Genomic DNA, 20,700 nt, shown 5'->3' on the forward strand with positions numbered 1-20,700 from the left:
ACTGGGAGTGAAGCCGTGCCGCGCGTGCTGACCATTCCGCCCTCCGCGCCCTTCCTGCCGGTGCTCGCGCGCGCCTTGCTCGATGGCGCGCTGGTGGAAGGATTCGCCCCGCGTCACGATCCGCTGGCGCTGGCCAGCGCCACCGTCTTCCTGCCTACCCGCCGCGCTGGGCGCCTGTTTGCAGAGGCGCTGCTGGAGGCGTCCGGCGGAACGGCGCTGCTGCTGCCGCGCATCGTGCCCCTTGGCGACGTGGACGAGGATGCGCTCGCCTTCTCCGAGGACGCCCCGGTGCTGGCCGCACCCCACGCCATCGCGCCGGTGCATCGCCGGCTCGTGCTGGCGCGGCTGGTCGCGCACTGGCGTGACACGCTCTCGAAGACGGTGGAGCGGGAGGCGGTCGCCGCCGGCACCGCTTCCACCTTTGCCCTCGCGGATGCGCTGGGCTCCTTGTTCGACGATCTCACCACCGCCGGCCTCGGCGTCGAGCGCATGGACGGGCTCGTGCCGGACGAGCTGGACCGTTATTTCAAGGTGGGGCTGGATTTCGTGCGCATCGCCCGGCGTGCCTTCTCCGCCTATCTGGCGGAGGAGGGGCTGGTGGAGCCCGCCGCCCGCCGCGACGCGCTGGTGGATGCGGAGGCGCGCCGCCTCATCGCGCTGGGCACGGCGGCCGGGCCGGTGATCGCCGCCGGTTCCACCGGCTCCATGCCGGCCACCGCGCGCCTGCTGAAGGCCATCGCCAGCCTGCCCCATGGCGCCGTGGTGCTGCCGGGGCTGGACCTCGACCTCGATGCGCCGTCCTTCGACCGGCTCGCCGATCCGGTGCTCGGCGCGCCCGACCATCCGCAATACGGCCTCGCCCGCCTGCTCGGCACGCTCGGGGTGGAGCGGGGGGAGGTGATCCCGCTGGCGCCGCCGGCCCCGTTCGGTCGCGAGCGGCTGATGGGCGAGGCGTTGCGGCAGGCGGAGACGACCGACCTCTGGGCGACCCTTGCCGACCGCCTGCCGGCGGACGCTCTCGCCGCCGCCATGGCCGGCATCAGCGTCGTGGAGGCCGACGATCCGCGCGCCGAGGCGCTGGCCATCGCGCTCCTGCTGCGCGACAGCCTGGAGCGACCGGGCGAGACGGCGGCCCTCGTTACCCCGGACCGCGATCTCGCCCGGCGGGTGGCGGCGGAGATGGCGCGCTTCGGCGTGGCGCTGGATGATTCCGCCGGCACGCCGCTGGCCGATGCCCCGGCCGGGCGCCTCGCCGGCCTGCTGGTGACGGCGGCGGCGGAAGCGCTGGCGCCGGTGCCGCTGTTTGCCCTCCTCACCCATCCCCGGGCGCGCTTCGGCCTCGATGGGCACGGCAAGGCCGAAGCTGTGGCCGCGCTGGAGCTGGCGGCCCTGCGCGGACCACGCCCTGCTGCCGGCATCGCCGGGCTTCGCGCGGCGCTGGATGCGCACGATCCCGAGGGCTACCGCCGCTCCGATCCGCGCAGCCGCATCGACGGTCCGGCCATCGCCGCCGCGCGCGATCTGGTGCAGCGGCTGGAGGGCGCGCTCGGCCCGCTGCTAGCGATCGGCGACCGGCACGGCGCGGTGCCGCTCGCGGAACTGGTCGCCGCCCATCGCGCCGCCGTGGAGGCCGCCGCCGGCCGGCTCGATCCCGAGGCCGAGGATGCGGCCACGGCCGCGCTGGCCCGGACCTTCCAGACGCTGGAAAGCGCCGCCGGCGACGGCCCCGCCCTCGACCTCTCCTCTTATGCCGACGCGGCGGGCGCGCTCTTCTCCGACACCATGGTGCGCCCGCATGCGGAGCCCCATGCGCGCATCCGCATCCTCGGCCCGCTGGAGGCGCGCCTCGTCCATGTGGACCGCATGGTGCTGGGCGGTCTGGTGGAGGGCTCCTGGCCGACCATTCCCGAGACCGACCCATGGCTCAGCCGCCCGATGCGGGCGCAACTGGGGCTTGATCTGCCGGAGCGGCGCATCGGCCTGTCCGCCCACGATTTCGCGCAAGGCTTCGGCGCGCGCGAGCTGGTGCTCAGCTTCGCCGCCAAGGTGGGCGGCACCCAGAGCGTGCCCTCCCGCTTCGTGCAGCGGCTGAAGACCGTGGCGGGGGAGGCCGAGTGGGGCGCCGCCCGCGCGCGCGGCGCCCGTTTCGTCCGCGCCGCCCGAAGGCTGGACGAGGCGCCGGCCGTGCCCCGCGCCACCCGCCCCGCGCCCGCCCCGCCGCTGGAGCTGCGCCCGCGCCGGCTCTCGGTGACGGAGATCGAGACGTTCCTGCGCGATCCCTATTCCATCTATGCCCGCCACGTTCTCGGCCTGTCCCCGCTGGACGACCTCGACGCCCCCCCGGGCGGGGCGGAGCGGGGAATGGCGCTGCACGAGGCGGTGGGCCGCTTCACCACCGCCTTCCCGGACGAACTGCCCCCCGACGCGCTGGCGCGGCTGATCGAGGAAGGCGCCCGCGCCTTCGCCCCGCTGAAGGCATTCCCGGCCGAGCATGCTTTGTGGTGGGCGCGGTTCGAGCGGGCGGCGGCCTTCCTCGTCGCTTTCGAGCGCGAGCGGCGGGCGCATCTCGACCGCATCGTCGCCGAGACGAAGGGAAGTCTGGACATTCCGCTCGCCGCCTCCACCTTCCGCCTCACCGGGCGCGCCGACCGCATCGAGATCAAGCGCGACGGCACGCTCGCCATCATCGACTACAAGACCGGCACCGCGCCGAGTGCGAAACAGGCCGCCTCCCTCTCCCCGCAACTGCCGCTCGAAGCGGCCATGGCTGCGCGCGGCGGGTTCGAGGGTGTGCCCGGGGCGCCGGTCGAGGAACTGACCTATGTGGAGCTGAAGGGCGGGGCCGAGGGCGGCGCGGAAAAGCCGGTGAAGGTGAAGGACCGCTCCACCCACGATCTCGCCGAGGATGCCCTCGCCGGCCTCGAAGGCCTCCTGAAGGCGTTCGAGAATTTGGCGCAGGGCTATCGCTCCCTCGCCGCGCCGCAATGGTCCGGCCGCTATGGGGATTACGACCACCTCGCCCGCGTGCGCGAATGGGCGCTGGCCGGGGAGGAAAGCGAATGAGCGGCGCCACTCCTCTCGCCACCGGCCCCAAGGCGGAAGCCACCCGCCGCCAGTCGGACGCGTCGCACCCCGCCGTGTCCGCCTGGGTTTCGGCCAATGCCGGCTCGGGCAAGACCCACGTGCTGGCGCGGCGCGTCATCCGCCTCCTGCTCGCCGGCACGCCGCCGGGGCGCATCCTGTGCCTCACCTATACCAAGGCGGCGGCGGCCAACATGGCGAACCGCGTGCTTGCCATCCTCGGCCGCTGGGCGCGCATGGATGACGCCGCGCTCGATGCCGCCATCGCCGAGACCGTGGGCGAGCCGGCGGACGCCGCGCTGCGCGCCCGGGCGCGCCGGCTGTTCGCGGCGGCGCTGGAGACGCCGGGCGGGCTGAAGATCCAGACCATCCACGCCTTCTGCGGCGGCCTATTGCATCGCTTCCCGTTCGAGGCGGACGTGGCGGCCGGCTTCCGCGAGCTGGACGAGGTGGCCCGGCGCGAATTGATGGCCCGCATCCGCGCCGACCTCGTGGTGGCGGCGAGCCTTGCCCCCGTATCCCCGGCCGGCGAGGCGCTGGCGCGGCTGACGGAGGAAATGTCCGATAGCGGCCTCACCAGCCTCATCGAGGCGGCGGTGGCGCTGCGTGCGCGCATCCTGCCCCTAGGCGACACCCCCGCCGCCCGCCGCGTCGCCGTGGCGCGGGCACTGGGGCTTCCGGCGGGGCTCACGGTTGCCGATGTGGAAGCCGGGATGCTGGCGAGCCCGCATCTGCCGCGCTCCGAATGGGAGAGCGTGGCGGCGACGCTCGCCACCTCCGACAAGGCCACCGACCGCAAGCGCGCCGACGACCTCGCGGCCGCCGCCTCGGCGGGCGATGACGCCTCGGCCCTTGTCGCCTATCGCGGCGTATTCTTCGGCTCGGATGGCCCGCGCTCGGACAAGAATCTCCTCACCAAGGGCATGGGCACGCGCGAGCCGGACCTGCTCGCCCGCTTCACCGCCGAGCGCGACCGGCTCGCGGGGCTCGACGACCGGCTCAAGGCCGCCTGGACGCTGGAGCGCACCGGCGCGGCCCTCACCCTCGGCGCCGAAGCCTGCCGCCGCTACGAGGCGGAGAAGGCGGCGCGGGGCCTGCTCGATTTCGACGACCTCATCACCAAGGCGGCGGCGCTGCTCGCCGAGCAGCCGACCTTCGTGCAGTTCAAGCTCGACCAGGGCATCGACCACATTCTCGTGGACGAGGCACAGGATACGAGCCCCGAGCAGTGGAAGGTGGTGGAGGGCCTCGCCTCCGACTTCTTCTCCGGCGCAGGCGCGCGGGCGGGCGTGACGCGCACCATCTTCGTGGTGGGCGACGAGAAGCAGTCCATCTTCTCCTTCCAGGGCGCCGATCCGCGCGCCTTCGGCGCCATGCGCGCGACCTTCGAGCGCAAGGTGGGGGCGGAGGGCTTCCGCCGGGTGGAACTGCCCCACTCCTTCCGTTCGGCGCCGGGCGTGCTGGAGGCGGTGGACGCCATCTTCAAGAGCGCCGATGCGCATGCGGGGCTTACGCTGGATGGGGTGGGCCCCGTCCACGCCGCCATCCGCGCCGATGCGCCCGCCCTGGTGGAGATCTGGCCCACCACCGTGCCCGAACCCCATCCCGAGCCCGACAATTGGCGCCGGCCGCTGGACGAGGTGCCCACCGACGATCCCGTCAGCCGGCTTGCCGCGCGCATCGCGAGCTTCATCCAGGCGGGTATCGCGAACGGCCTCGCCATGCCCTCCCGTGACGGGCGGCCCATGCGGGCCGGCGATGTTCTGGTGCTGGTGCGCCGGCGCGGGCGGGTGTTCGAGGCGGTCATCCGCGCGCTGAAGGAATTGAAGGACCCGCGCGTGCAGGTGGCCGGCGCGGACCGGCTCGTGGTGCCCGAGCACATCGCCGCCCTCGATTTGATGGCGCTGGGCGATGCGCTGCTCTCGCCGCACGACGATCTCTCGCTCGCGTCCGTGCTGAAAAGCCCGCTGTTCGGCTTCACCGACGACGATCTCATGCGCCTGTGCCCGCAGCGCAAGGGGACGCTCGCCTTCGTGCTCGCCGCCTCGGACGACGCACGCCACCGCGCCGCCGCCGCCCGGCTCGCCGGCTGGAAAAGCGAGGCGGAGGGGCTGCGGCCGTTCGACTTCTATGGCCGGGTGCTCGGCCGCGACGGCGGGCGGCGGGCCATGCTGGCGCGGCTCGGCCCCGAGGCGGCGGACGTGCTGGACGAATTCATGGCCCTCGCCCGCACCTATGAGGGGGCGGAGCCCGCGAGCCTCGCCGGCTTCCTCGCCTTTCTCAGGCGCGGCGGGGCCGAGACCAAGCGCGACATGGAGAGCGGGCGCGACGAGGTGCGGGTGATGACCGCCCACGGGGCCAAGGGGCTGGAGGCGCCCCTCGTCATCCTCGCCGACACGGTGGACATGCCCCGGCCTCGCATCGCCGGCGGCCTCCTCACTTTGCCGGGGGAGGGGGTGCCGGTGCTGGCGCCGCGCAAGGCGGAAGACCCGGAGGTGCTCGCCACCGCCCGCGCCGCCGCCGCCGCGCGGGAGCTGGAGGAATATCGCCGGCTCTTCTATGTCGCGCTCACCCGCTCCGAGGATGCCCTCGTCATCTGCGGCGCCGAGACCCGTTCACCGGCCAAGGACAAGCCCCACGCCCGGCCCGAGGGTTGCTGGTACGACCTCGCCCGCGCGGCGCTGGAGCCGGAGGCCGACGCCGGCCCGGCGCTGGGCTTCGAGGGCGAGGTGCTGCGCTGGCGCCGGGGTCCGGGGCTGAAGGTGGCGGGTGGTGCGGCGGTGCCGGCGGCGGTCGAGCCAGAGGAAGCCCTCTCCTTCCCCCATCCCCCGCCGCCCGAGGTGGTGATGCGGCGGCTGCGCCCATCCGGCATCGAAAGTGGCGCTGTGCCCGTCCGCCCGTCCGCGCCCGCGCCGCTGCCGGAGAGCGCCTTGCCGCCGCTCCTGCGCGGCGATCTCATCCACCGCCTGCTGGCCGGTCTGCCGGAGGTGGCCGAAGCGGAGCGGGAGGCCGCCGGCCTGCGCCTGCTCCGCCATGCGGCCGACGGGGTGGACGATGCGGCGCACCGTGTGATTCTCGCCGAGGCGCTGGCCGTGCTCGGCCATGCGCCGCTCGCGGAGCTGTTCGGCGCCGGAAGCCGGGCCGAGGTGCCGGTGATCGGGCGCATTTCGGGGGCGGGCGGGGAGGTGTTCGCCGTCAGCGGCCGCATCGACCGGCTGGTCGTGCGCCCGGACCGCATCCTCGTCGCCGATTTCAAGACCGACCGGGTGCCGCCTTCCGACCCCGCCGAGGCCGGTGAAAGCTATGTTTCCCAGCTCGCAATCTACGGCGCCATTCTGTCGCAGGCGTTCGGTGGGCGTCCCGTGGAGGCGCGGATCGTCTATACGGCCGGGCCGCGTGTGGTGCCGCTCTTCCCCGACCGGCTGGAGGCCGCGCTGGCCCGGCTCGGTGTTTCCTCACCATCTTTCATGGCGCCGAGCGTCAAGGGCGCGTGAAGCCGCCTTGACGGAGAGGGGAGGGGGTACCTACGTTCTCCCCAACATCCAGTGGTTCTCCCCGTTCTGCCCTACGAGGTATGTCATGGCCGTCGAGAAAGTTTCCGATCAGAATTTCGATCAGGACGTGCTGAAGTCCAGTGCTCCGGTCATCGTCGACTTCTGGGCGGAGTGGTGCGGCCCCTGCCGCATGGTTGCCCCCATCCTGGAGGAAGTCTCCGGCGAGCTGGGCGAGAAGGTGCGCATCGTGAAGCTGAACGTGGACGAAAATCCGCAGACGGCATCCAAGTACGGCATCATGTCCATCCCGACCCTGCTCCTGTTCAAGGACGGCAAGATCGCCTCCCGCCAGGTGGGCGCCGCCCCCAAGGCCAAGCTGGTGCAGTGGATCAACGGCTCCATCTGACCACTTCGGGTCCCGAAACGCGAAAAAGCCCCCGTCTCGGGGGCTTTTTTGCGTTGGGGGATGGAGCGTGTCAGCCGAGGCTGGCCATGAGCTTGCCCGCGGCGGTGATCCGCTCCACCGAGAATGCGGAGGCGGCGCGCACGCGCCACGGCCGGTCGAGGCAGAGGCTCGCATCGTTCAGCCTTGAGGCCTCGGCCTGCGCCTCCCCCTCGCTCGCGAAGCGATGGGCCTCGCGGGGGAAGAAGGCGCCGCCGGGAATGATCACGGCTTCGCCGTCCTGCGTATCGATCCGCGTCTCGCTACCGTCGAAGAAGACCCACCCGCATGGCGCACCCGGCACGGAACGGGCAATCACATGGGCGAGCGAGAGGGGGACGCGGCGGCGCGTGGGCTGCCAGCGTGGCATACGGAAACTGAACATCGGACCCGTTGTCCTCTATCGCCCCTGAGGTGTCTTCCCAGTGGAAATGCTCTAGAGGGCCGGACCGTTCCAACCTGCGACGCGATGAACGTTTACAGGAAGTTGCCAAGTGCGAGGCTCAAGCTGGCGGAATCGCGCAGATTCAATAGCTGACCGCGGCGAGATAGAGCCCGGCCGCCGGCGCCATGGGGCCGCAGCGGGTGCGGTCGGCGGCGGCGAGGGCCGCGGCAAGATCGTCCGCGCTCCAGCGGCCTTCGCCCACCCGCATCAGCGAGCCCACCATGGAACGCACCTGATGGTGCAGGAAGGACCGCGCCGAGGTGACGACGCGGATCTCGTCGCCGTGGCGGGTCACGTCGAGCTGGTCCAGCGTCTTCATGGGCGAGGCGGCCTGGCACTCGGCGGCGCGGAAGGTGGAGAAATCGTGCCTGCCGAGAAGGCGCTGAGCCGCGACGTGCATGGCGTCTGCATCGAGCTTCTGCGGAATGCGCCAGGCCCGGTCGCGATCGAGCGCGAGATCGGGGCGGCGGTTGACGATGCGGTAGAGGTAATGCCGCTTGGTGGCGGAGAAGCGGGCGTCGAAGCTGTCCGGCACACGCTCGGCGGCAAGCACGGCCACCGGATGGGGGCGAAGCTGGGCCGTCATGGCGTCCCGCACCGTGTCGGTGCGCCAGTCCTTGCTCAGGTCCACATGGGCGACCTGCCCGGTGGCATGGACCCCGGCGTCGGTGCGGCCGGCACCCGCCACCGTCACCTTCTCTCCGCAGAAGCGCTCGAACGCCTCGGCCAGCACACCCTGCACGGTGGGCAAGTCCGCCTGCATCTGCCAGCCGGCGAAGGGGGTGCCGTCATATTCGATGGTGAGCTTATATCTAGGCACTTCCGGCTAATTCCAACGGAGAGAACGCTCGTGGCACTTATTGAGAATTTTGTCAGGCAGGACAAAGAGCGGTTTAAAGTTCATGAGGCCATTGAGGCACACGTCTGCTCCTTCGAAGCCGAGGGTGGGCGAGTACTTCAAATCGACACCTATGGCCGTGGCACGAGAGCCAACCCGCACAAGATAAGCCAATCAGTGCAACTGGATCGCCGGAGCGCTGAACAGCTCTATGAAATTCTGAAGGCCGAATTCGGCTTCAAGTGAGCTGCGACCCAGGTGCGAGCTTGTTTCCCCGAAGGAACGTCTCCGCCCCCATGGGCTGCTTGCCGGCCTTCTGCAGTTCCACGAGCCGCACCGCGCCCGTCCCGCAGGCGATGGTGAGGCGGTCGTCCAGTACCGTTCCGGGCGCGGCGGAGCCGTCCGCCAGCGTGGAGCGGAGCACCTTCACCCGCGTCTCTTCGGAGCCGAGGGGGAACCAGGCGCCGGGGAAGGGGGAGAGGCCACGGATGCGGTCGTGCACCTCCTGGGCGGGCCTGGACCAGTCGATGCGGGTCTCGGCCTTCTCGATCTTGGCGGCATATTCCACGCCGGTTGGCGGCTGGGGCGTGAAGGCGAGGCCGCCGCGCTCCAGCGCGGCCAGCGCCCGGCCCATCAGGTCGGCGCCGATCACCATCATGCGGTCGTGCAATTCGCCGGCGGTCATGTCCGGCCCGATGGGGATTCGCTCGACGAGGCCCACGGGCCCGGTGTCCAGCCCCGCCTCCATCTGCATCACCGCGACGCCGGTCTCCCGGTCGCCGGCCATGATGGCGCGCTGGATGGGCGCGGCGCCGCGCCAGCGCGGCAGGAGGGAGCCGTGCAGGTTCAGGCAGCCGAGGCGCGGCGCATCAAGGATGGCCTGCGGCAGGATGAGGCCGTAGGCCACCACCACCGCCACGTCCGCCCCATGGGCGCGAAAGGCTTCCGCCGCCTCTTCGCCCTTCAGGCTCCTGGGCGTGAACACCGGCAGGCCGAAGCGCTCGGCCACCGCATGGACGGGCGAGGGGGTGAGGTCGAGCCCGCGCCGGCCGGCGGGGGCGGGGGCACGGGTATAGACCGCGACGACCTCATGGCCGCGCCCGACGATTTCCGAGAGGGTGGGCACGGCGAAATCCGGCGTGCCCATGAAGACGATGCGCATGAACCCTCGGTGTTTGACCCTCGTGCCCCGTGATCACCCGCCGCGGCGGGTTCAGGCCTCGGCCTTGTGCTTCGCCTGCTTGGTGAATTTCTTGATGACCCGGTCGCGCTTCAGCTTGGAGATGTGATCGATGAAGAGCACGCCGTTGAGGTGGTCGATCTCGTGCTGCACGCAGGTGGCGAACAGGCCCTCGGCCTCCACCTCCCGCGTCTTGCCCTCCACATCCAGGAAACGCACCGCCACCTTCGCCGGGCGCTCAACCTCCTCGTAATATTCGGGGATGGAGAGGCAGCCCTCGCTGTAGATGGAGGTTTCCTCCGAGGCGGCGATGATTTCCGGATTGATGAGGGCGAGGGGCTTCTTGTTCTCGCCGTCGCGCGCCACGTCGATGGTGATGACGCGGCGCTGCACGCCCACCTGTATGGCTGCCAGCCCGATGCCGGGGGCGTCGTACATGGTCTCGAACATGTCCTCGACCAGCTTGCGCACCTCGCTGTCGATCTTTTCGACCGGGGCGGAAAGCGTGCGCAGCTTGGGCTCGGGGATGATGAGGATGGGCCGGATCGTCATTCGAGCGAGATAAGCGAAGCTGCCGCACAGGTCAACATGTTCGCCGTTTGTTCAGAGGAGAGAATCGCGTAAGTAAAGCCATGCCGGTTGTGCTCTTCACCCTGGGCGGGCGGCCCTTCACCTTGGCTGAGGCGGCTGCGGTCGCCGCGGGGGTGCTGGCGCTGCTGCTGTTCCTCGTTCTTGTGACGCTCGTCCGACAGTCGCGAGCGCGCGCCGCCGCAGCGTCCGAGGAGGCGCTCAGGCGCGACGAGATGGACCGCCGCCTGCGCGAGCTGGTCCGCGTCCAGTCCGAGACCGCCGGCCGCGTGCAGAGCATGACGGAGATCCTCGCCCAAAGGCAGAGCGAACTCGCCCGCGCCGTCTCCGACCGCCTCGACCAGACCTCCCACCGGCTGGGAGAGACCCTCTCCACCGCCGCCCGCGCCACCCATGAGAGCCTGACGCGCATCGCCGAGCGCCTCGTGATGGTAGAGACGGCCGAGCGCACGCTCGGCGATCTTTCCGCGCAGGTGGTGTCGCTGCGCGAGACGCTCGCCAACAAGCAGGCCCGCGGCGCCTTCGGGCAGGCGCGCATGGAGGCCATCGTCGCCGACGGGCTGCCGCGCGGCAGCTTCGCTTTCCAGTACACCCTCTCCAACGGCAAGCGGCCGGACTGCGCCATCTTCCTGCCCGGGGATCAGCGCCCGCTGCTGGTGGATTCCAAATTCCCGCTGGAGGCCGTCACCGCCTTCCGCGAGGCGCCGTCCCCGGAGCACCGAAAAGCTGCCGGCCAGCGCCTGCGCAACGATCTGCTGAAGCACGTCTATGACGTGGCCGAGCGCTATTTCATCCCCGGCGAGACGCAGGACGTGGCGCTGATCTTCGTGCCGTCGGAATCCGTCTACGCCGAGATCAGCGAGCATTTCGACGGCGTGGTGCAGGAGGCGTACCGGCTGCGCGTGGTGCTCGTCTCGCCCTCCCTGCTGATGCTGGCGGTGCAGGTGGTGCAGGCCATCGCCAAGGATGCCCGCATGCGCGAGGAGGCGGACCGCGTGCGGGCGGAGGTCGGCGCGCTGGTGGACGATGTGAGCCGCCTGCGCGAGCGGGTGGGCGACCTCGCCAAGCATTTCGCGCAAGTGGGCGACGACGTGCAGCGCGTCATCATCTCCGCCGACAAGATCGCCCGGCGCGGCCTCAGGCTGGAGCAGCTCGATTTCGACGCGCCCGGCCCGGCGCCCTCCGCGCCGACCGAGTGAGAGGGCGGCCATGCCGAAGCACCGCATCACCACCACCAGCTTCGCCAGCGTGTATCCGCTCTATGTCGCCAAGGCCGAGCGCAAGGGGCGCACCCGGGCGGAGGTGGATACGATCATCCGCTGGCTGACGGGCTATTCCGACACCGAGCTTGCCGCCATCGCCGCCGGCACCACCGATTTCGAGACCTTCTTCGCCGAGGCGCCCGCGCCCAATCCCGCCCGCTTTTTGATCACGGGGGTGGTCTGCGGCGTGCGCGTGGAAGAGATCGCCGAGCCGACCATGCGGGAAATACGGTATCTCGATAAGCTGGTCGACGAGCTGGCGCGCGGGCGCCCGCTGGAGAAGATCCTGCGCAAGGGTTGAGGGCTGTTGATGCGCCCCTCCCGGAGGGCTGTGCCATCTTGCGCAGCGGCATCCAAGGCGGGATGCTGGAGACCGAGATGAATCGCGCCGGTTGTGGCGCGCCCGTGACCTTTAAGGACGAAATGCCTGAACTGCCCGAGGTGGAAACCGTCCGCCGCGGCCTGATGCCCGTCTTGCAGGGCGCCGTGATCGAAAGCGCCGAGGCGCGCCGCCCGGACCTGCGCTGGCCGCTGCCCGAGAACTTCGCCGAACGCCTGGCCGGCCGCCGCGTGGAGGCCATCGGCCGCCGCGCCAAATATCTGCTCGCCGACCTCGACGGGGGCGAGGTGATGATCCTGCACCTCGGCATGTCCGGATCCATCCGGGTGGAAGGCGCGCACGCGCGCCGGACGGGTGCCTTCCACTATCCCCGCGCCGAGGCCGGCCCGCACGACCACGTGGTGCTGCACCTCGCCGGCGGCACTACCATCACCTTCAACGACCCGCGCCGTTTCGGGGCCATCCTCATCGTGCCCTACGACCGGCTGGAGAGCCATCCGCTCCTCGCCGGCCTCGGCCCCGAGCCGCTGGGCAACGCCTTCCATGCGGATTATCTCGCGAGCGCCTTCGCCCGCCGCAGCACCTCGCTGAAGGCGGCGCTGCTGGACCAGAAGCTGGTGGCGGGACTCGGCAACATCTATGTGTGCGAGGCGCTGTTCCGCGCCGGCCTCTCGCCCCGGCGCCTCGCCCACACCATCGTGACCAAGGACGGCAGGCCGACCCAACGGGCGGAGCGTCTCGTCACCGCCATCCGCGACGTGCTGCGCGAGGCCATCCAGGCCGGCGGCTCGTCGCTCCGCGACCACAAGCAGGTGAGCGGAGAGCTGGGCTACTTCCAGCACACCTTCCGCGTCTACGACCGCGAGGGCGAGCCCTGCCGCACCCGGCATTGCAAGGGCACGGTCCAGCGCATCGTGCAGAGCGGGCGCTCCACCTTCTTCTGCCCAACCTGCCAGAGATAGCCGCGCAGAGAAGGCGCAGGCCCGCACGGCGACTGTGCGAGGCTGCCACTTCGCATCAATGCCGAGGCACGGTAGAGCACGTTACCCCTGCGCGCGAGGCGCGGCTGAGGACATCGACCGGTGTCACGCCGGCTGAGGAGGAGATGAGGATGGCTTACGAGACGATCCTGGTGGAGGTGGACGAGCGGGTCGGCATCATCCGGCTGAACCGCCCGCAGGCGCTGAACGCGCTCAACGCCCAGCTCATCAACGAGCTGAACGCCGCCCTCGACGGGCTCGAGGCCGACCGCAACATCGGTTGCATCATCCTCACCGGCTCGGAAAAGGCGTTCGCCGCCGGCGCCGACATCAAGGCGATGCAGAACTTCACCTATCCGGACACGTATCTCGACGACTACATCACCTCCTGGGAGCGCCTCTCGCGCACCCGCAAGCCCGTGATCGCGGCGGTCGCCGGCTTCGCGCTGGGCGGTGGCTGCGAGCTCGCCATGATGTGCGACTTCATCCTCGCCGCCGACACCGCGAAATTCGGGCAGCCGGAGATCAAGCTCGGCGTCATGCCCGGCTCGGGCGGCACCCAGCGCCTGACGCGCTTCGTCGGCAAGTCCAAGGCCATGGAGATGTGCCTGACCGGCCGGCTGATGGATGCGGTGGAAGCCGAGCGCTCCGGCCTCGTCTCCCGCATCATCCCCGCCGCCGATCTGATGACCGAGGCGCTGAAGGTGGCCAAGGTGATCGCCGGCATGTCGCTGCCCGTCGCCATGCAGACCAAGGAGGCGGTGAACCGCTCGTATGAGACCTCGCTCGCCGAGGGAATCCGCTTCGAGCGCCGGGTGTTCCAGTCCCAGTTCGGCCTCCCTCACCAGAAGGAAGGCATGAGCGCCTTCATCGAAAAGCGCCCCCCCGACTTCAAGGCCTGACGACCACGCGGGTGCCGCCCCACCGGCCGCACCCGCCTTCCCCATCTTTCCACGGAAGAGCGCAAGGAGCGTGTTGACAAGCAAGCCGCCCCCCCTCTATGTGTCGCGCTCCCTTCCGGCCCCAACCGGACGGGGCCCAGGTGGCGGAATTGGTAGACGCGCTGGTTTCAGGTACCAGTGGTGAAAGCCGTGGAGGTTCGAGTCCTCTCCTGGGCACCATCGCTCCCCTAGAGCGTTGACGCTTCAGAACATATTGATGTAGCTGTGTTTCTCGCCGCTCAAACTGGTACACATGAGCGGCCACATGGCTCTTCCTATGACACGCCCCACACGGCGCCCTGAGTCGTCGTTCCTGACGTTCCGCAAGCGCACCCCCAAGGACATCCTCGCCAAGGCGAAGGGACAGGTTGTCACCATCGCGTTCCCGCAGGACAGCGAGGGGCAGCACACGGCCGCGTTCACCATTGGCCCGGAAATCAAGTTCTCTCTCAAGGCGCGCGACCCTGCTAACGCTAGGGCCAGAACCGGCTTCGCCGAATCGTTCCTTGCGCGCCATTGGGAAGCCATCCGCAAAGGGCCTGTCTCCCTTACCCATAAGCAGACCGTCGCCCTGTCGGGGGAGGTCTACCGACTCTTTGCCGATGGCATGGAAGACGACCCCGGTTCTGCCAAGCTGTGGGATGCGGTCCTTGCTGGCATCGCCGAAGCGATGGCAGGGCCTGTCGGGGGCGGTAGACATTTGCTCATCATCGGTGACGAGCAGGAGCGCCGGGACATCCTGTTGGAAGAGCGGTTCGGCAAGCTGGCCGACCGCGTGCTGTCCGCTCATCATCTGGAGGTTGACCAGACCAGCCGCAAAGCACTGCTGTTTCACGCTGCAATCGCACTCAAGGATGCGGCGCTGAAGCTGGATCGCAATGTGGCTGGCGACTACCGGCCGGACCCCAATGCGGGACGGTTCGGCGGCGCATTTGTGCCAACCTCGCAGACGGCGGCGGCAGCGGAGGGCGGAAAGGCTGTGACCTTCGCGAGCTTGGTGACGGGCTGGTGGAAGGAAGGTGAGGCGGCACGCCTCTCCCGCAAGACGCACCAAGCCTATGCCAGCGCCGTGGACCGCCTGGCCGAGCATGTCGGACACAGCGACGCCGCGCGGATCACGGCAGACGACATCATCGGCCTGAAGAGCGCGCGCCTCGCCGCCGGGGTGAGCCCCAAGACGGTGAAGGACAGCGACCTTGCGGGGCTCAAGGCCATCTTCCGATGGGCTGTGGCCAACCGGCTGCTCCCCGCGAACCCGGCTGAGGGCATCACCGTGAAGCGGGTGAAGGCGGTCAAGCTCCGTGGAAAGGGGCTCACGGACAAGGAAGCCGATGCCATTCTCGCAGCCGCCTTCCGCCATCAGCGGGGGCAGGAGCGGCCAAAGACGTTCGCGGCCAAGCGGTGGGTGCCATGGCTGTGCGCCTACACCGGGGCACGCGTGGGTGAGATTGCCCAACTCCGCAAACAGGATGTCCGGCAGGAAGGCGACCATTGGGTGCTCACCCTGACGCCCGAGGCGGGCGCGGTGAAGAACAAGGAGGCGCGCGAAGTCCCCCTGCATCCGCACCTTGTCGAGATGGGCTTCCCGGAGTTCGTGAGGCAGGCGGAGAATGGCCACCTGTTCCTCACTCCGAGTCGGAGCGGGGACGTCCTTGGTCCGCTTCAGGGCGTGAAGAACCGCCTTGCCGAGTTTGCCCGTGAAGTTGTCAAAGACCCCAATGTCGCCCCGAACCATGGATGGCGCCACCGGTTCAAGACGGTGGGGCTGGAAGCGGGCGTTTCGGAACGGGTGCTGGATGCCATCTGTGGTCACGCCCCGCGAACGGTGGGAGCCGCCTACGGGGACGTGACGTTGAACGCACGGGCGGATGGCATCGCCAAGTTCCCGAGGTATCAGATCGAAACAGAGGTGTGACCTCTGATTTGATGCCTGGGGATGATCGCACCCATCAGGCGGTGGGCTCCTGAGAGGCGGGAAGGTCGCGAAGCGCTGCCTTCCGCCATTCCGACAGGAGGAAACGCAGGACATCGGTGAAGGACGTGACCTTGCCGGGGCGGATGACGCGGTGGATGTCCCGGATGGTGGTCATGTCGGTGGCGTCGAGGCGCGCTGTGACATGGTGGGGGTAGGCGTTGAGGGTGATTGTGTGATCTCCTAGATATAGTGTGTTACGAAAAAATCGCGCTAGATGTTGTGTTACTTGAAAACAGGGGCGCGAAAGCAGGCGAGCCGATCAAAGCGGCTCAGAAGCCCGTAGGAGTCCAAGAAGGTCGCTCGGCTAGTCCTGTAGCCTGACGATGCTCCATTGACTCCCACGGGGCTCCCATTCGATCTGAGCGAGTCTCAGGCGCGGAGGTAGACGTGGTCAGCCTCACTGGGCAGAGCGTCCAGCACCAGCCGGGCCATAGGGTCGACCTTCCCGGCGAACCGGGTCACGTCCCTGAGCAACACGGCCTTGGACTTGCAGAAGCTGCGGCTGGTCCACCGAGGGAAGCCGTCCGGTGTCTTGCCCTCGCGCCGCTGAAGGGCGAACTGGGCTCGATCCTTGGTGAGGATAACCCGCCAGCCATCGTTCAGCCGACAGACCCCCTTCCGGTACAGGTCTTCGGTCTCCTTGTTCCCACCAGGGGCAGGCGCACCGAAGGGCACGAAGCGGCCACGGCGACGGGCCATCAGCTCCGACAGAGTGCTCGGTCCTGTGTCTGTGTCGGCGCCTGGGGTGCTGTGCAGCCCAACCTCAGAGAACAGGGACGGGGCCATAGAGGCCCATTCGGGAAGGTCCAGAAGCGTTTCCATGACGGTGGGGTCGATGGTCAATCCCAGCCCAGCCACGGCCACCAACAGTTCGTCCCGCGTCGGGTGGGCACTCAGCTTGCGCCATGCCCTGCGAGAGACAGTCCCGACAGCGATGTCCCGTCGCTGGACAAGCCAAGACGATCCACCCTTGGCGAGGATCACGCGATGGCGCGGACCCAGAATGGCGGTGACAAATCCATAATCGTCGTCTCCCTCCAGAAGGCTCCGGACGGGCATGTCCTTCAGAGCGGTGGCAATGAGCTGTGCAGCCTTTGCACGAACGGCCTTGTCGATCCTGCGTTGTCGCGCGGTGGTGCTCATGGTGTGCCTCGGTGTTGGGATGATGGGTGGGGGTGGTGAAGTGGATGGGGTGCCAGACCAGAAGCATCCCGAGCGGTGGAAGGGCGCTCTGTGACGGCGGTCGCGCGGGAGAGATGCTTCCGGTCTGGTCTTGGGTTGGGAAGGCAATGCCCCTCGGTCGTCGCAGACATCGACCTTCGAGCGAAACGCTCTGTGAAGGGGCGCCATGTCGTGAGGTCCTGCCCGTGGTGGGCGGGACGACATGGGATTGGGGAGCGCGACGGCGGCACACGGGGAGGCTGACGGCCCGTCCCGACCGACTCACTGTCATGCGAGCGGGGCGGGTATCAGCCTTCCGGTGTGTCGTTGTGTTCGGGAAAAATGATGTCCACCCCGCAGTCCCTGACTGGCAATGCGTTCGCCGTGTGATCCTGAGCGAGGCGGTCCTCTATCAGTAGGAGAGAACAAACGACAGGAGGCCCATCTGGTCGTGGCAGTGGCTCAAGGTATCGAGATGTTCCCTCTACGATCCCTAGGTCAGTCGGAGAGCTAGAGAACTCCTGTGGGAGGGAAACTTCGTTTCTGATCCTCTAGGCAGGTACCCATTCCGAGGTCATCAGGAGACCCTGATGTGGGACTCTGTGAGTACACCTAGAGTTAATCTTTCTCACCCCTAGGCAGTAGGGTCGAGTAAATAGGATAGCGTCGAATGGGGCGGGTAACGGCTTCCTGCGTGGCGCTGCGGTTAGAAAAAGCGATGTCCATCCCACGGGTGCGGGTGATGCTGGCGGTGGCTCAGGGTGTCTGATGTTCCCTATACGATCCCGAGGTCAGTCGGAGAGCTAGAGAACTCCTGGTGGAGGGAGACTTCGTCTCTGATCCTCTGAGCAGGTCTGACAATACAGGACCATCATGTAACCCTGATGTGGGACTCTATGAGTACACATAGAGTTAATCTTTCTCACCCTAGGGCAGTAGGAGGAGAATAATAAGGACAATCAGGAGTAGCTGCCCCGCGACGGCCCACAACCCAACTCGGTCGTGGTCATTGAAGCGGCCCATCGGGCCAACCCCAGCGTGGGGGCGGCGCCTCAGATGCGCAGGGAGGGGCGTGGGAGTCGTCTCGAGTTTTTCAGGCAGGTAGGCAGCCTGAGCATGAGAAATCGACTCTAGCGGCGCGCTCTGGCGATCCGAGGGCGCTCCTCCATCTGGGCCACCGTGGCCGCCAGCTGGGCAATCTCGGTCGACACCGGAGGGGGAGCCTTCAGGGCCTCCTCCATGGCGTTGAACTCGGCGATGTAGGCCAGCTTGAACTTGAGCGCCTTGGCTCCGGTGAAGCCCATGGCGAGCAGCGTGAAGCCGTCACGGGTCATGTCGAAGGAGCGAACCTGACGGGTTCCTCCGCGAGGCATTACAACGGTTTCCGACGTGGCCCCAAAATTGGGGGCACATGACGGAGCCTCGCTCATCAGCGTGTCGATGTCCCTGAGGACGTGATCGTGCCGCTTCCCGAAGTATGCCGCGACGTCCTTCGAGCTGGCGACCACGAAGCGGCCCACTGTCCTGACAATGGGCTTAGCGGTGACGAGGTCTCCCATCAGTGGAACACTCCGTCCTGGCAGGACTGACACAGGCCGGAAATCCGGTGCTCCCGCGCCGACGCCTCGTCGTTGAACATGAAGAAGCGGACCCGCGTGCCGGTCGCTTCGTCGACCAGCTCGGTTCCCCGGTGGCCGCCAGACTCGCTTGGCCGTTCCACGCTACGTCCCCACCGTTTCGAGCTTGACGGACTCCTGCGGCGCTCTGAGGCGATCTGTGGGCTTATCGTCCGAGCACCAACACAGCGGCGACGATGAAGAAGACGACATGAGCCGTAATCGCCCACAACCCTATCCGGTCGTGGTCATTGAAGCGGCCTTTGGGGCCGATCTCAGGGTGTGTGTAGCGCCGAAGGTGAGGCGGTGTTTCATCCCGTAGCCACTCGCTCATGCCTCTGCTCCCTGTCCCTGAACGATCCGGTAGACGCTCCCCCTGCCAATCCCGACAGCCGCAGCGATCTCGGTGGGCGTCTTCCCTTCGCGGTGGAGCCGCATCACCTCTTCCGACTTCGCCCGCGCGGTGGGCTTACGACCGAGGTATTTCCCCTCTGCCTTCGCCTTGGCGATGCCCTCCCTCTGGCGCTCCAACATCATCTCACGCTCGAACTGCGCGAAGCCCGCGAAGATGGTGAGGATCAGGCGCCCCGTCGCGCTCTTGGTGTCGACCACCTCGCCACCGAGGTTCAGCACTCGGAGACCCACTCCCTTCGCATCGAGGTCGCGGACGATCTCCCACAGGTGGATGGTGGAGCGGGCAAGCCTGTCGATCTTGGTGATGACGAGGGTGTCCCCCTCCCGCACGAACTCCAGCGCCTGCTTCAGCCTGTCCCGGTCCCCAACCGAGGACACATGCTCGGCAAACACCTTGCCGCATCCCGCCGCATCGAGGTCGCGTCGCTGGGCCTCAAGCCCTGCCTCCTGTTCGGTGGTGGAGGTCCGCGCGTAACCGACCAACATCCCCATGTGCCCTGCCTCCCGGCCTTCGGCGTCCAAAAGGTCTAGAGATGAGAGTCGGAACCGTCCGAAATGTCAAGTCCATCCTATTGGACGCAATCGCGAGCGTCACCGGACGCGTCCGCATGGGCAGGGTCTATTGGGCGGCGAGGGATGACGGTCGCCGGGCGAGTCGCATACGCTGTTAACGTTTCGGTGGTGCATAGGGTGAGCGGAGCCGGGGGCAAGAGGGAGTGTGAGGGTGGAAATTTCTGCACATCCATCTGAAGATCTGTGTATTTGCGCTATTGGGTAAAGATGAGCTGTGCGCAGGCTATTGAACGCGATCGGTGGCTAAAATATTAAAGCGTAGGTCGCTTGTAAGGCGCTTGTAGGTCGAGGGCGATGATGGCCAATAAAATATTCTCTTACGAAGTGGCAGAGCAGTTGCGGGCTTACGTTTATCGCTTAATCGATCCCCGCGACGAAAAGACGTTTTATGTTGGAAAGGGAAGAGGTAACCGCGTTTTTCAGCACGCTATTGAAGCCAACGTCGCTGAGGAACAAGAGACCGATATCATGGGGTTGAAACTAAATCACATCCGGGAAATTCAACGTTCAGGGCATGAGGTTAAGTACGTCATACACCGTCATGGCATGGATGATGACACGGCCTTTCAAGTTGAAGCAGCCCTTATTGATGCCTATGTTGATATGAATCCGGATCTGCGAAATTCAATCAGAGGGCATAATGCCTCAATATACGGCGTAGCAACTGTTGAAGAAATTCTTGGACGATACAATCTGCCGCCGCTTGAAGTCAGGAGCGGAGAGAAGTTATTGGCGATCACTATCAACAAGCTACGTGGTCGGCGCGATCAGGAGGTTATTTTCGATCTGATACGTTACTGCTGGCCTCTCAGTCGGAAGCGTGCCGAGACCGTGGATTATGTGCTGGCAGTCGACCGCGGAGTGGTCGTCGGTGTCTTCAAGCCCCTGAGCTGGGCTCCAGCCCGCGCTTCTGACTTTCCCGACATTCGCGACTTAGTTGACGAGCCACATCGGCTGGCATTCCAGGGTGAGCGTGCCCCTAAGGATGTCTGGGAGTTCTACGTGGGCGAGCATGGCAAACGCATTAATCCCAGCGACCTACCGCCCGCCCGCCAGTCCTGCCGGTACATTAACTGCTGACGTCGCCGACGAAGTGTAATCTAAGGCGCTAGCGAAGGCCTCTCAATCTACCAATTCGCTCAAAATGGATTGAGCGCGCGTTTGGGCGTTGCGTGTCTTCATCACTGCCGTTGGTTGCCCGCTCTGCCAACAGAGCCAGTCATAGGGGTCGCGGCTCCCTTTGCTTGGATCTTGCTGCCGCATCGCGCTATGACATCTCAATGCCCTCTCGCCGATCATACAAGTCGGGGGATATGGGGGGAGCGTTTCGTCTGCACGGAGGGAATATGTGTCCGTAAATCGGAGCACGG

At 67.6% G+C, this 20,700-nt stretch carries 18 protein-coding genes and 1 tRNA gene; 11 read left to right on the forward strand and 8 right to left on the reverse strand.

From position 1 onward, the window contains the following. Nucleotides 1–15 precede the first annotated feature (15 nt). From addB to trxA, 3 genes are all read left to right on the forward strand, one after another. Entirely contained in the window at nt 16–3,063 is a 3,048-nt protein-coding gene (addB, locus tag J2126_RS14055) for a double-strand break repair protein AddB (RefSeq protein WP_209487548.1), read from the forward strand. Then, nucleotides 3,060–6,575 carry a double-strand break repair helicase AddA gene (gene addA / locus J2126_RS14060; RefSeq protein WP_209487549.1) on the forward strand — a complete coding sequence of 1,172 codons (3,516 nt, stop codon included), beginning with the start codon at nt 3,060–3,062 and terminating at the stop codon, nt 6,573–6,575. The genes addB and addA overlap by 4 nt, the downstream gene beginning before the upstream one ends. An 85-nt stretch (nt 6,576–6,660) precedes the next feature. Continuing rightward, nucleotides 6,661–6,981, forward strand: a complete 321-nt coding sequence (trxA, locus tag J2126_RS14065) for a thioredoxin (RefSeq protein WP_024276966.1) — start codon at nt 6,661–6,663, stop codon at nt 6,979–6,981. A 70-nt stretch (nt 6,982–7,051) separates the two neighbouring features. Here the strand turns inward: trxA and J2126_RS14070 are convergent, their stop codons facing one another. Both J2126_RS14070 and truA read right to left on the reverse strand, forming a co-directional pair. Further along, entirely contained in the window at nt 7,052–7,402 is a 351-nt protein-coding gene (locus J2126_RS14070; protein ID WP_209487550.1) for a hypothetical protein, read from the reverse strand. Nucleotides 7,403–7,544: 142 nt separating this feature from the next. Next, nucleotides 7,545–8,282, reverse strand: coding sequence for a tRNA pseudouridine(38-40) synthase TruA (gene truA / locus J2126_RS14075; RefSeq protein WP_209487551.1), 738 nt, complete (start codon nt 8,280–8,282; stop codon nt 7,545–7,547). Nucleotides 8,283–8,312: 30 nt separating this feature from the next. On the opposite strand from truA, the gene J2126_RS14080 reads away from it, so the two are divergent. Then, on the forward strand, nt 8,313–8,546 hold the full coding sequence (locus tag J2126_RS14080) for a methionyl-tRNA formyltransferase (protein ID WP_245327331.1): 234 nt from the start codon (nt 8,313–8,315) through the stop codon (nt 8,544–8,546). On the opposite strand, the gene fmt is transcribed toward J2126_RS14080, so the two are convergent. Then, complete coding sequence (gene fmt, locus J2126_RS14085; RefSeq protein WP_209487552.1) at nt 8,539–9,462, reverse strand: methionyl-tRNA formyltransferase; 924 nt, start codon at nt 9,460–9,462, stop codon at nt 8,539–8,541. The two genes, J2126_RS14080 and fmt, sit on opposite strands and share 8 nt — an antisense overlap. Nucleotides 9,463–9,513: 51 nt before the next feature. Then, nucleotides 9,514–10,032: a peptide deformylase gene (def, locus tag J2126_RS14090; protein WP_209487553.1), complete on the reverse strand. Its 519-nt coding sequence runs from the start codon at nt 10,030–10,032 to the stop codon at nt 9,514–9,516. Between the two features lie 80 nt (nt 10,033–10,112). On the opposite strand from def, the gene J2126_RS14095 reads away from it, so the two are divergent. The 6 genes from J2126_RS14095 (at nt 10,113) to J2126_RS14120 (ending at nt 15,506) form a co-directional block, all read left to right on the forward strand. Continuing rightward, nucleotides 10,113–11,267, forward strand: a complete 1,155-nt coding sequence (locus tag J2126_RS14095; protein WP_209487554.1) for a DNA recombination protein RmuC — start codon at nt 10,113–10,115, stop codon at nt 11,265–11,267. A 10-nt stretch (nt 11,268–11,277) separates the two neighbouring features. Further along, complete coding sequence (locus tag J2126_RS14100) at nt 11,278–11,631, forward strand: DUF2200 domain-containing protein (RefSeq protein ID WP_209487555.1); 354 nt, start codon at nt 11,278–11,280, stop codon at nt 11,629–11,631. A gap of 122 nt (nt 11,632–11,753) precedes the next feature. Further along, nucleotides 11,754–12,632, forward strand: coding sequence for a bifunctional DNA-formamidopyrimidine glycosylase/DNA-(apurinic or apyrimidinic site) lyase (gene mutM, locus J2126_RS14105; RefSeq protein WP_209487556.1), 879 nt, complete (start codon nt 11,754–11,756; stop codon nt 12,630–12,632). Between the two features lie 149 nt (nt 12,633–12,781). Beyond that, nucleotides 12,782–13,552, forward strand: coding sequence for an enoyl-CoA hydratase (locus J2126_RS14110; protein ID WP_209487557.1), 771 nt, complete (start codon nt 12,782–12,784; stop codon nt 13,550–13,552). Nucleotides 13,553–13,686: 134 nt separating this feature from the next. Further along, nucleotides 13,687–13,771: transfer RNA gene (locus J2126_RS14115), tRNA-Leu, on the forward strand. Nucleotides 13,772–13,856: 85 nt separating this feature from the next. Beyond that, entirely contained in the window at nt 13,857–15,506 is a 1,650-nt protein-coding gene (locus tag J2126_RS14120) for a tyrosine-type recombinase/integrase (protein WP_209487558.1), read from the forward strand. A 34-nt stretch (nt 15,507–15,540) separates the two neighbouring features. Here J2126_RS14120 and J2126_RS14125 read toward each other — a convergent pair whose 3' ends face one another. From J2126_RS14125 to J2126_RS14140, 4 genes are all read right to left on the reverse strand, one after another. Beyond that, the gene (locus J2126_RS14125; protein ID WP_209487559.1) at nt 15,541–15,681 is read right to left on the reverse strand and encodes a hypothetical protein; all 141 of its coding nucleotides are present in this window, start codon (nt 15,679–15,681) and stop codon (nt 15,541–15,543) included. A gap of 254 nt (nt 15,682–15,935) precedes the next feature. Then, nucleotides 15,936–16,709, reverse strand: a complete 774-nt coding sequence (locus J2126_RS14130; protein ID WP_209487560.1) for a hypothetical protein — start codon at nt 16,707–16,709, stop codon at nt 15,936–15,938. A gap of 1,148 nt (nt 16,710–17,857) precedes the next feature. Beyond that, on the reverse strand, nt 17,858–18,286 hold the full coding sequence (locus J2126_RS14135; protein WP_209487561.1) for a Rha family transcriptional regulator: 429 nt from the start codon (nt 18,284–18,286) through the stop codon (nt 17,858–17,860). 387 nt (nt 18,287–18,673) lie between these two features. Beyond that, complete coding sequence (locus tag J2126_RS14140) at nt 18,674–19,249, reverse strand: recombinase family protein (protein WP_348634306.1); 576 nt, start codon at nt 19,247–19,249, stop codon at nt 18,674–18,676. A 378-nt stretch (nt 19,250–19,627) separates the two neighbouring features. On the opposite strand from J2126_RS14140, the gene J2126_RS14145 reads away from it, so the two are divergent. Beyond that, entirely contained in the window at nt 19,628–20,410 is a 783-nt protein-coding gene (locus J2126_RS14145; RefSeq protein WP_209487562.1) for an LEM-3-like GIY-YIG domain-containing protein, read from the forward strand. Nucleotides 20,411–20,700: the final 290 nt, after the last annotated feature.

The sequence above is a fragment of the Xanthobacter flavus genome (assembly GCF_017875275.1).
GTDB classification, from domain to species: Bacteria; Pseudomonadota; Alphaproteobacteria; order Rhizobiales; family Xanthobacteraceae; genus Xanthobacter; species Xanthobacter flavus_A.

Coding starts and splice junctions, on each gene's coding strand:
- mutM (WP_209487556.1), top strand. CDS start 11,754: ATGCCTGAACTGCCCGAGGTGGAAACCGTCCGCCGCGGCCTGATGCCC.
- addA (WP_209487549.1), top strand. CDS start 3,060: ATGAGCGGCGCCACTCCTCTCGCCACCGGCCCCAAGGCGGAAGCCACC.
- trxA (WP_024276966.1), top strand. CDS start 6,661: ATGGCCGTCGAGAAAGTTTCCGATCAGAATTTCGATCAGGACGTGCTG.
- J2126_RS14070 (WP_209487550.1), bottom strand. CDS start 7,402: ATGTTCAGTTTCCGTATGCCACGCTGGCAGCCCACGCGCCGCCGCGTC.
- J2126_RS14145 (WP_209487562.1), top strand. CDS start 19,628: ATGGCCAATAAAATATTCTCTTACGAAGTGGCAGAGCAGTTGCGGGCT.
- def (WP_209487553.1), bottom strand. CDS start 10,032: ATGACGATCCGGCCCATCCTCATCATCCCCGAGCCCAAGCTGCGCACG.
- J2126_RS14110 (WP_209487557.1), top strand. CDS start 12,782: ATGGCTTACGAGACGATCCTGGTGGAGGTGGACGAGCGGGTCGGCATC.
- J2126_RS14120 (WP_209487558.1), top strand. CDS start 13,857: ATGGCTCTTCCTATGACACGCCCCACACGGCGCCCTGAGTCGTCGTTC.
- J2126_RS14140 (WP_348634306.1), bottom strand. CDS start 19,249: ATGGGGATGTTGGTCGGTTACGCGCGGACCTCCACCACCGAACAGGAG.
- J2126_RS14135 (WP_209487561.1), bottom strand. CDS start 18,286: ATGGGAGACCTCGTCACCGCTAAGCCCATTGTCAGGACAGTGGGCCGC.
- J2126_RS14095 (WP_209487554.1), top strand. CDS start 10,113: ATGCCGGTTGTGCTCTTCACCCTGGGCGGGCGGCCCTTCACCTTGGCT.
- J2126_RS14100 (WP_209487555.1), top strand. CDS start 11,278: ATGCCGAAGCACCGCATCACCACCACCAGCTTCGCCAGCGTGTATCCG.
- J2126_RS14130 (WP_209487560.1), bottom strand. CDS start 16,709: ATGAGCACCACCGCGCGACAACGCAGGATCGACAAGGCCGTTCGTGCA.
- J2126_RS14125 (WP_209487559.1), bottom strand. CDS start 15,681: ATGACCACCATCCGGGACATCCACCGCGTCATCCGCCCCGGCAAGGTC.
- fmt (WP_209487552.1), bottom strand. CDS start 9,462: ATGCGCATCGTCTTCATGGGCACGCCGGATTTCGCCGTGCCCACCCTC.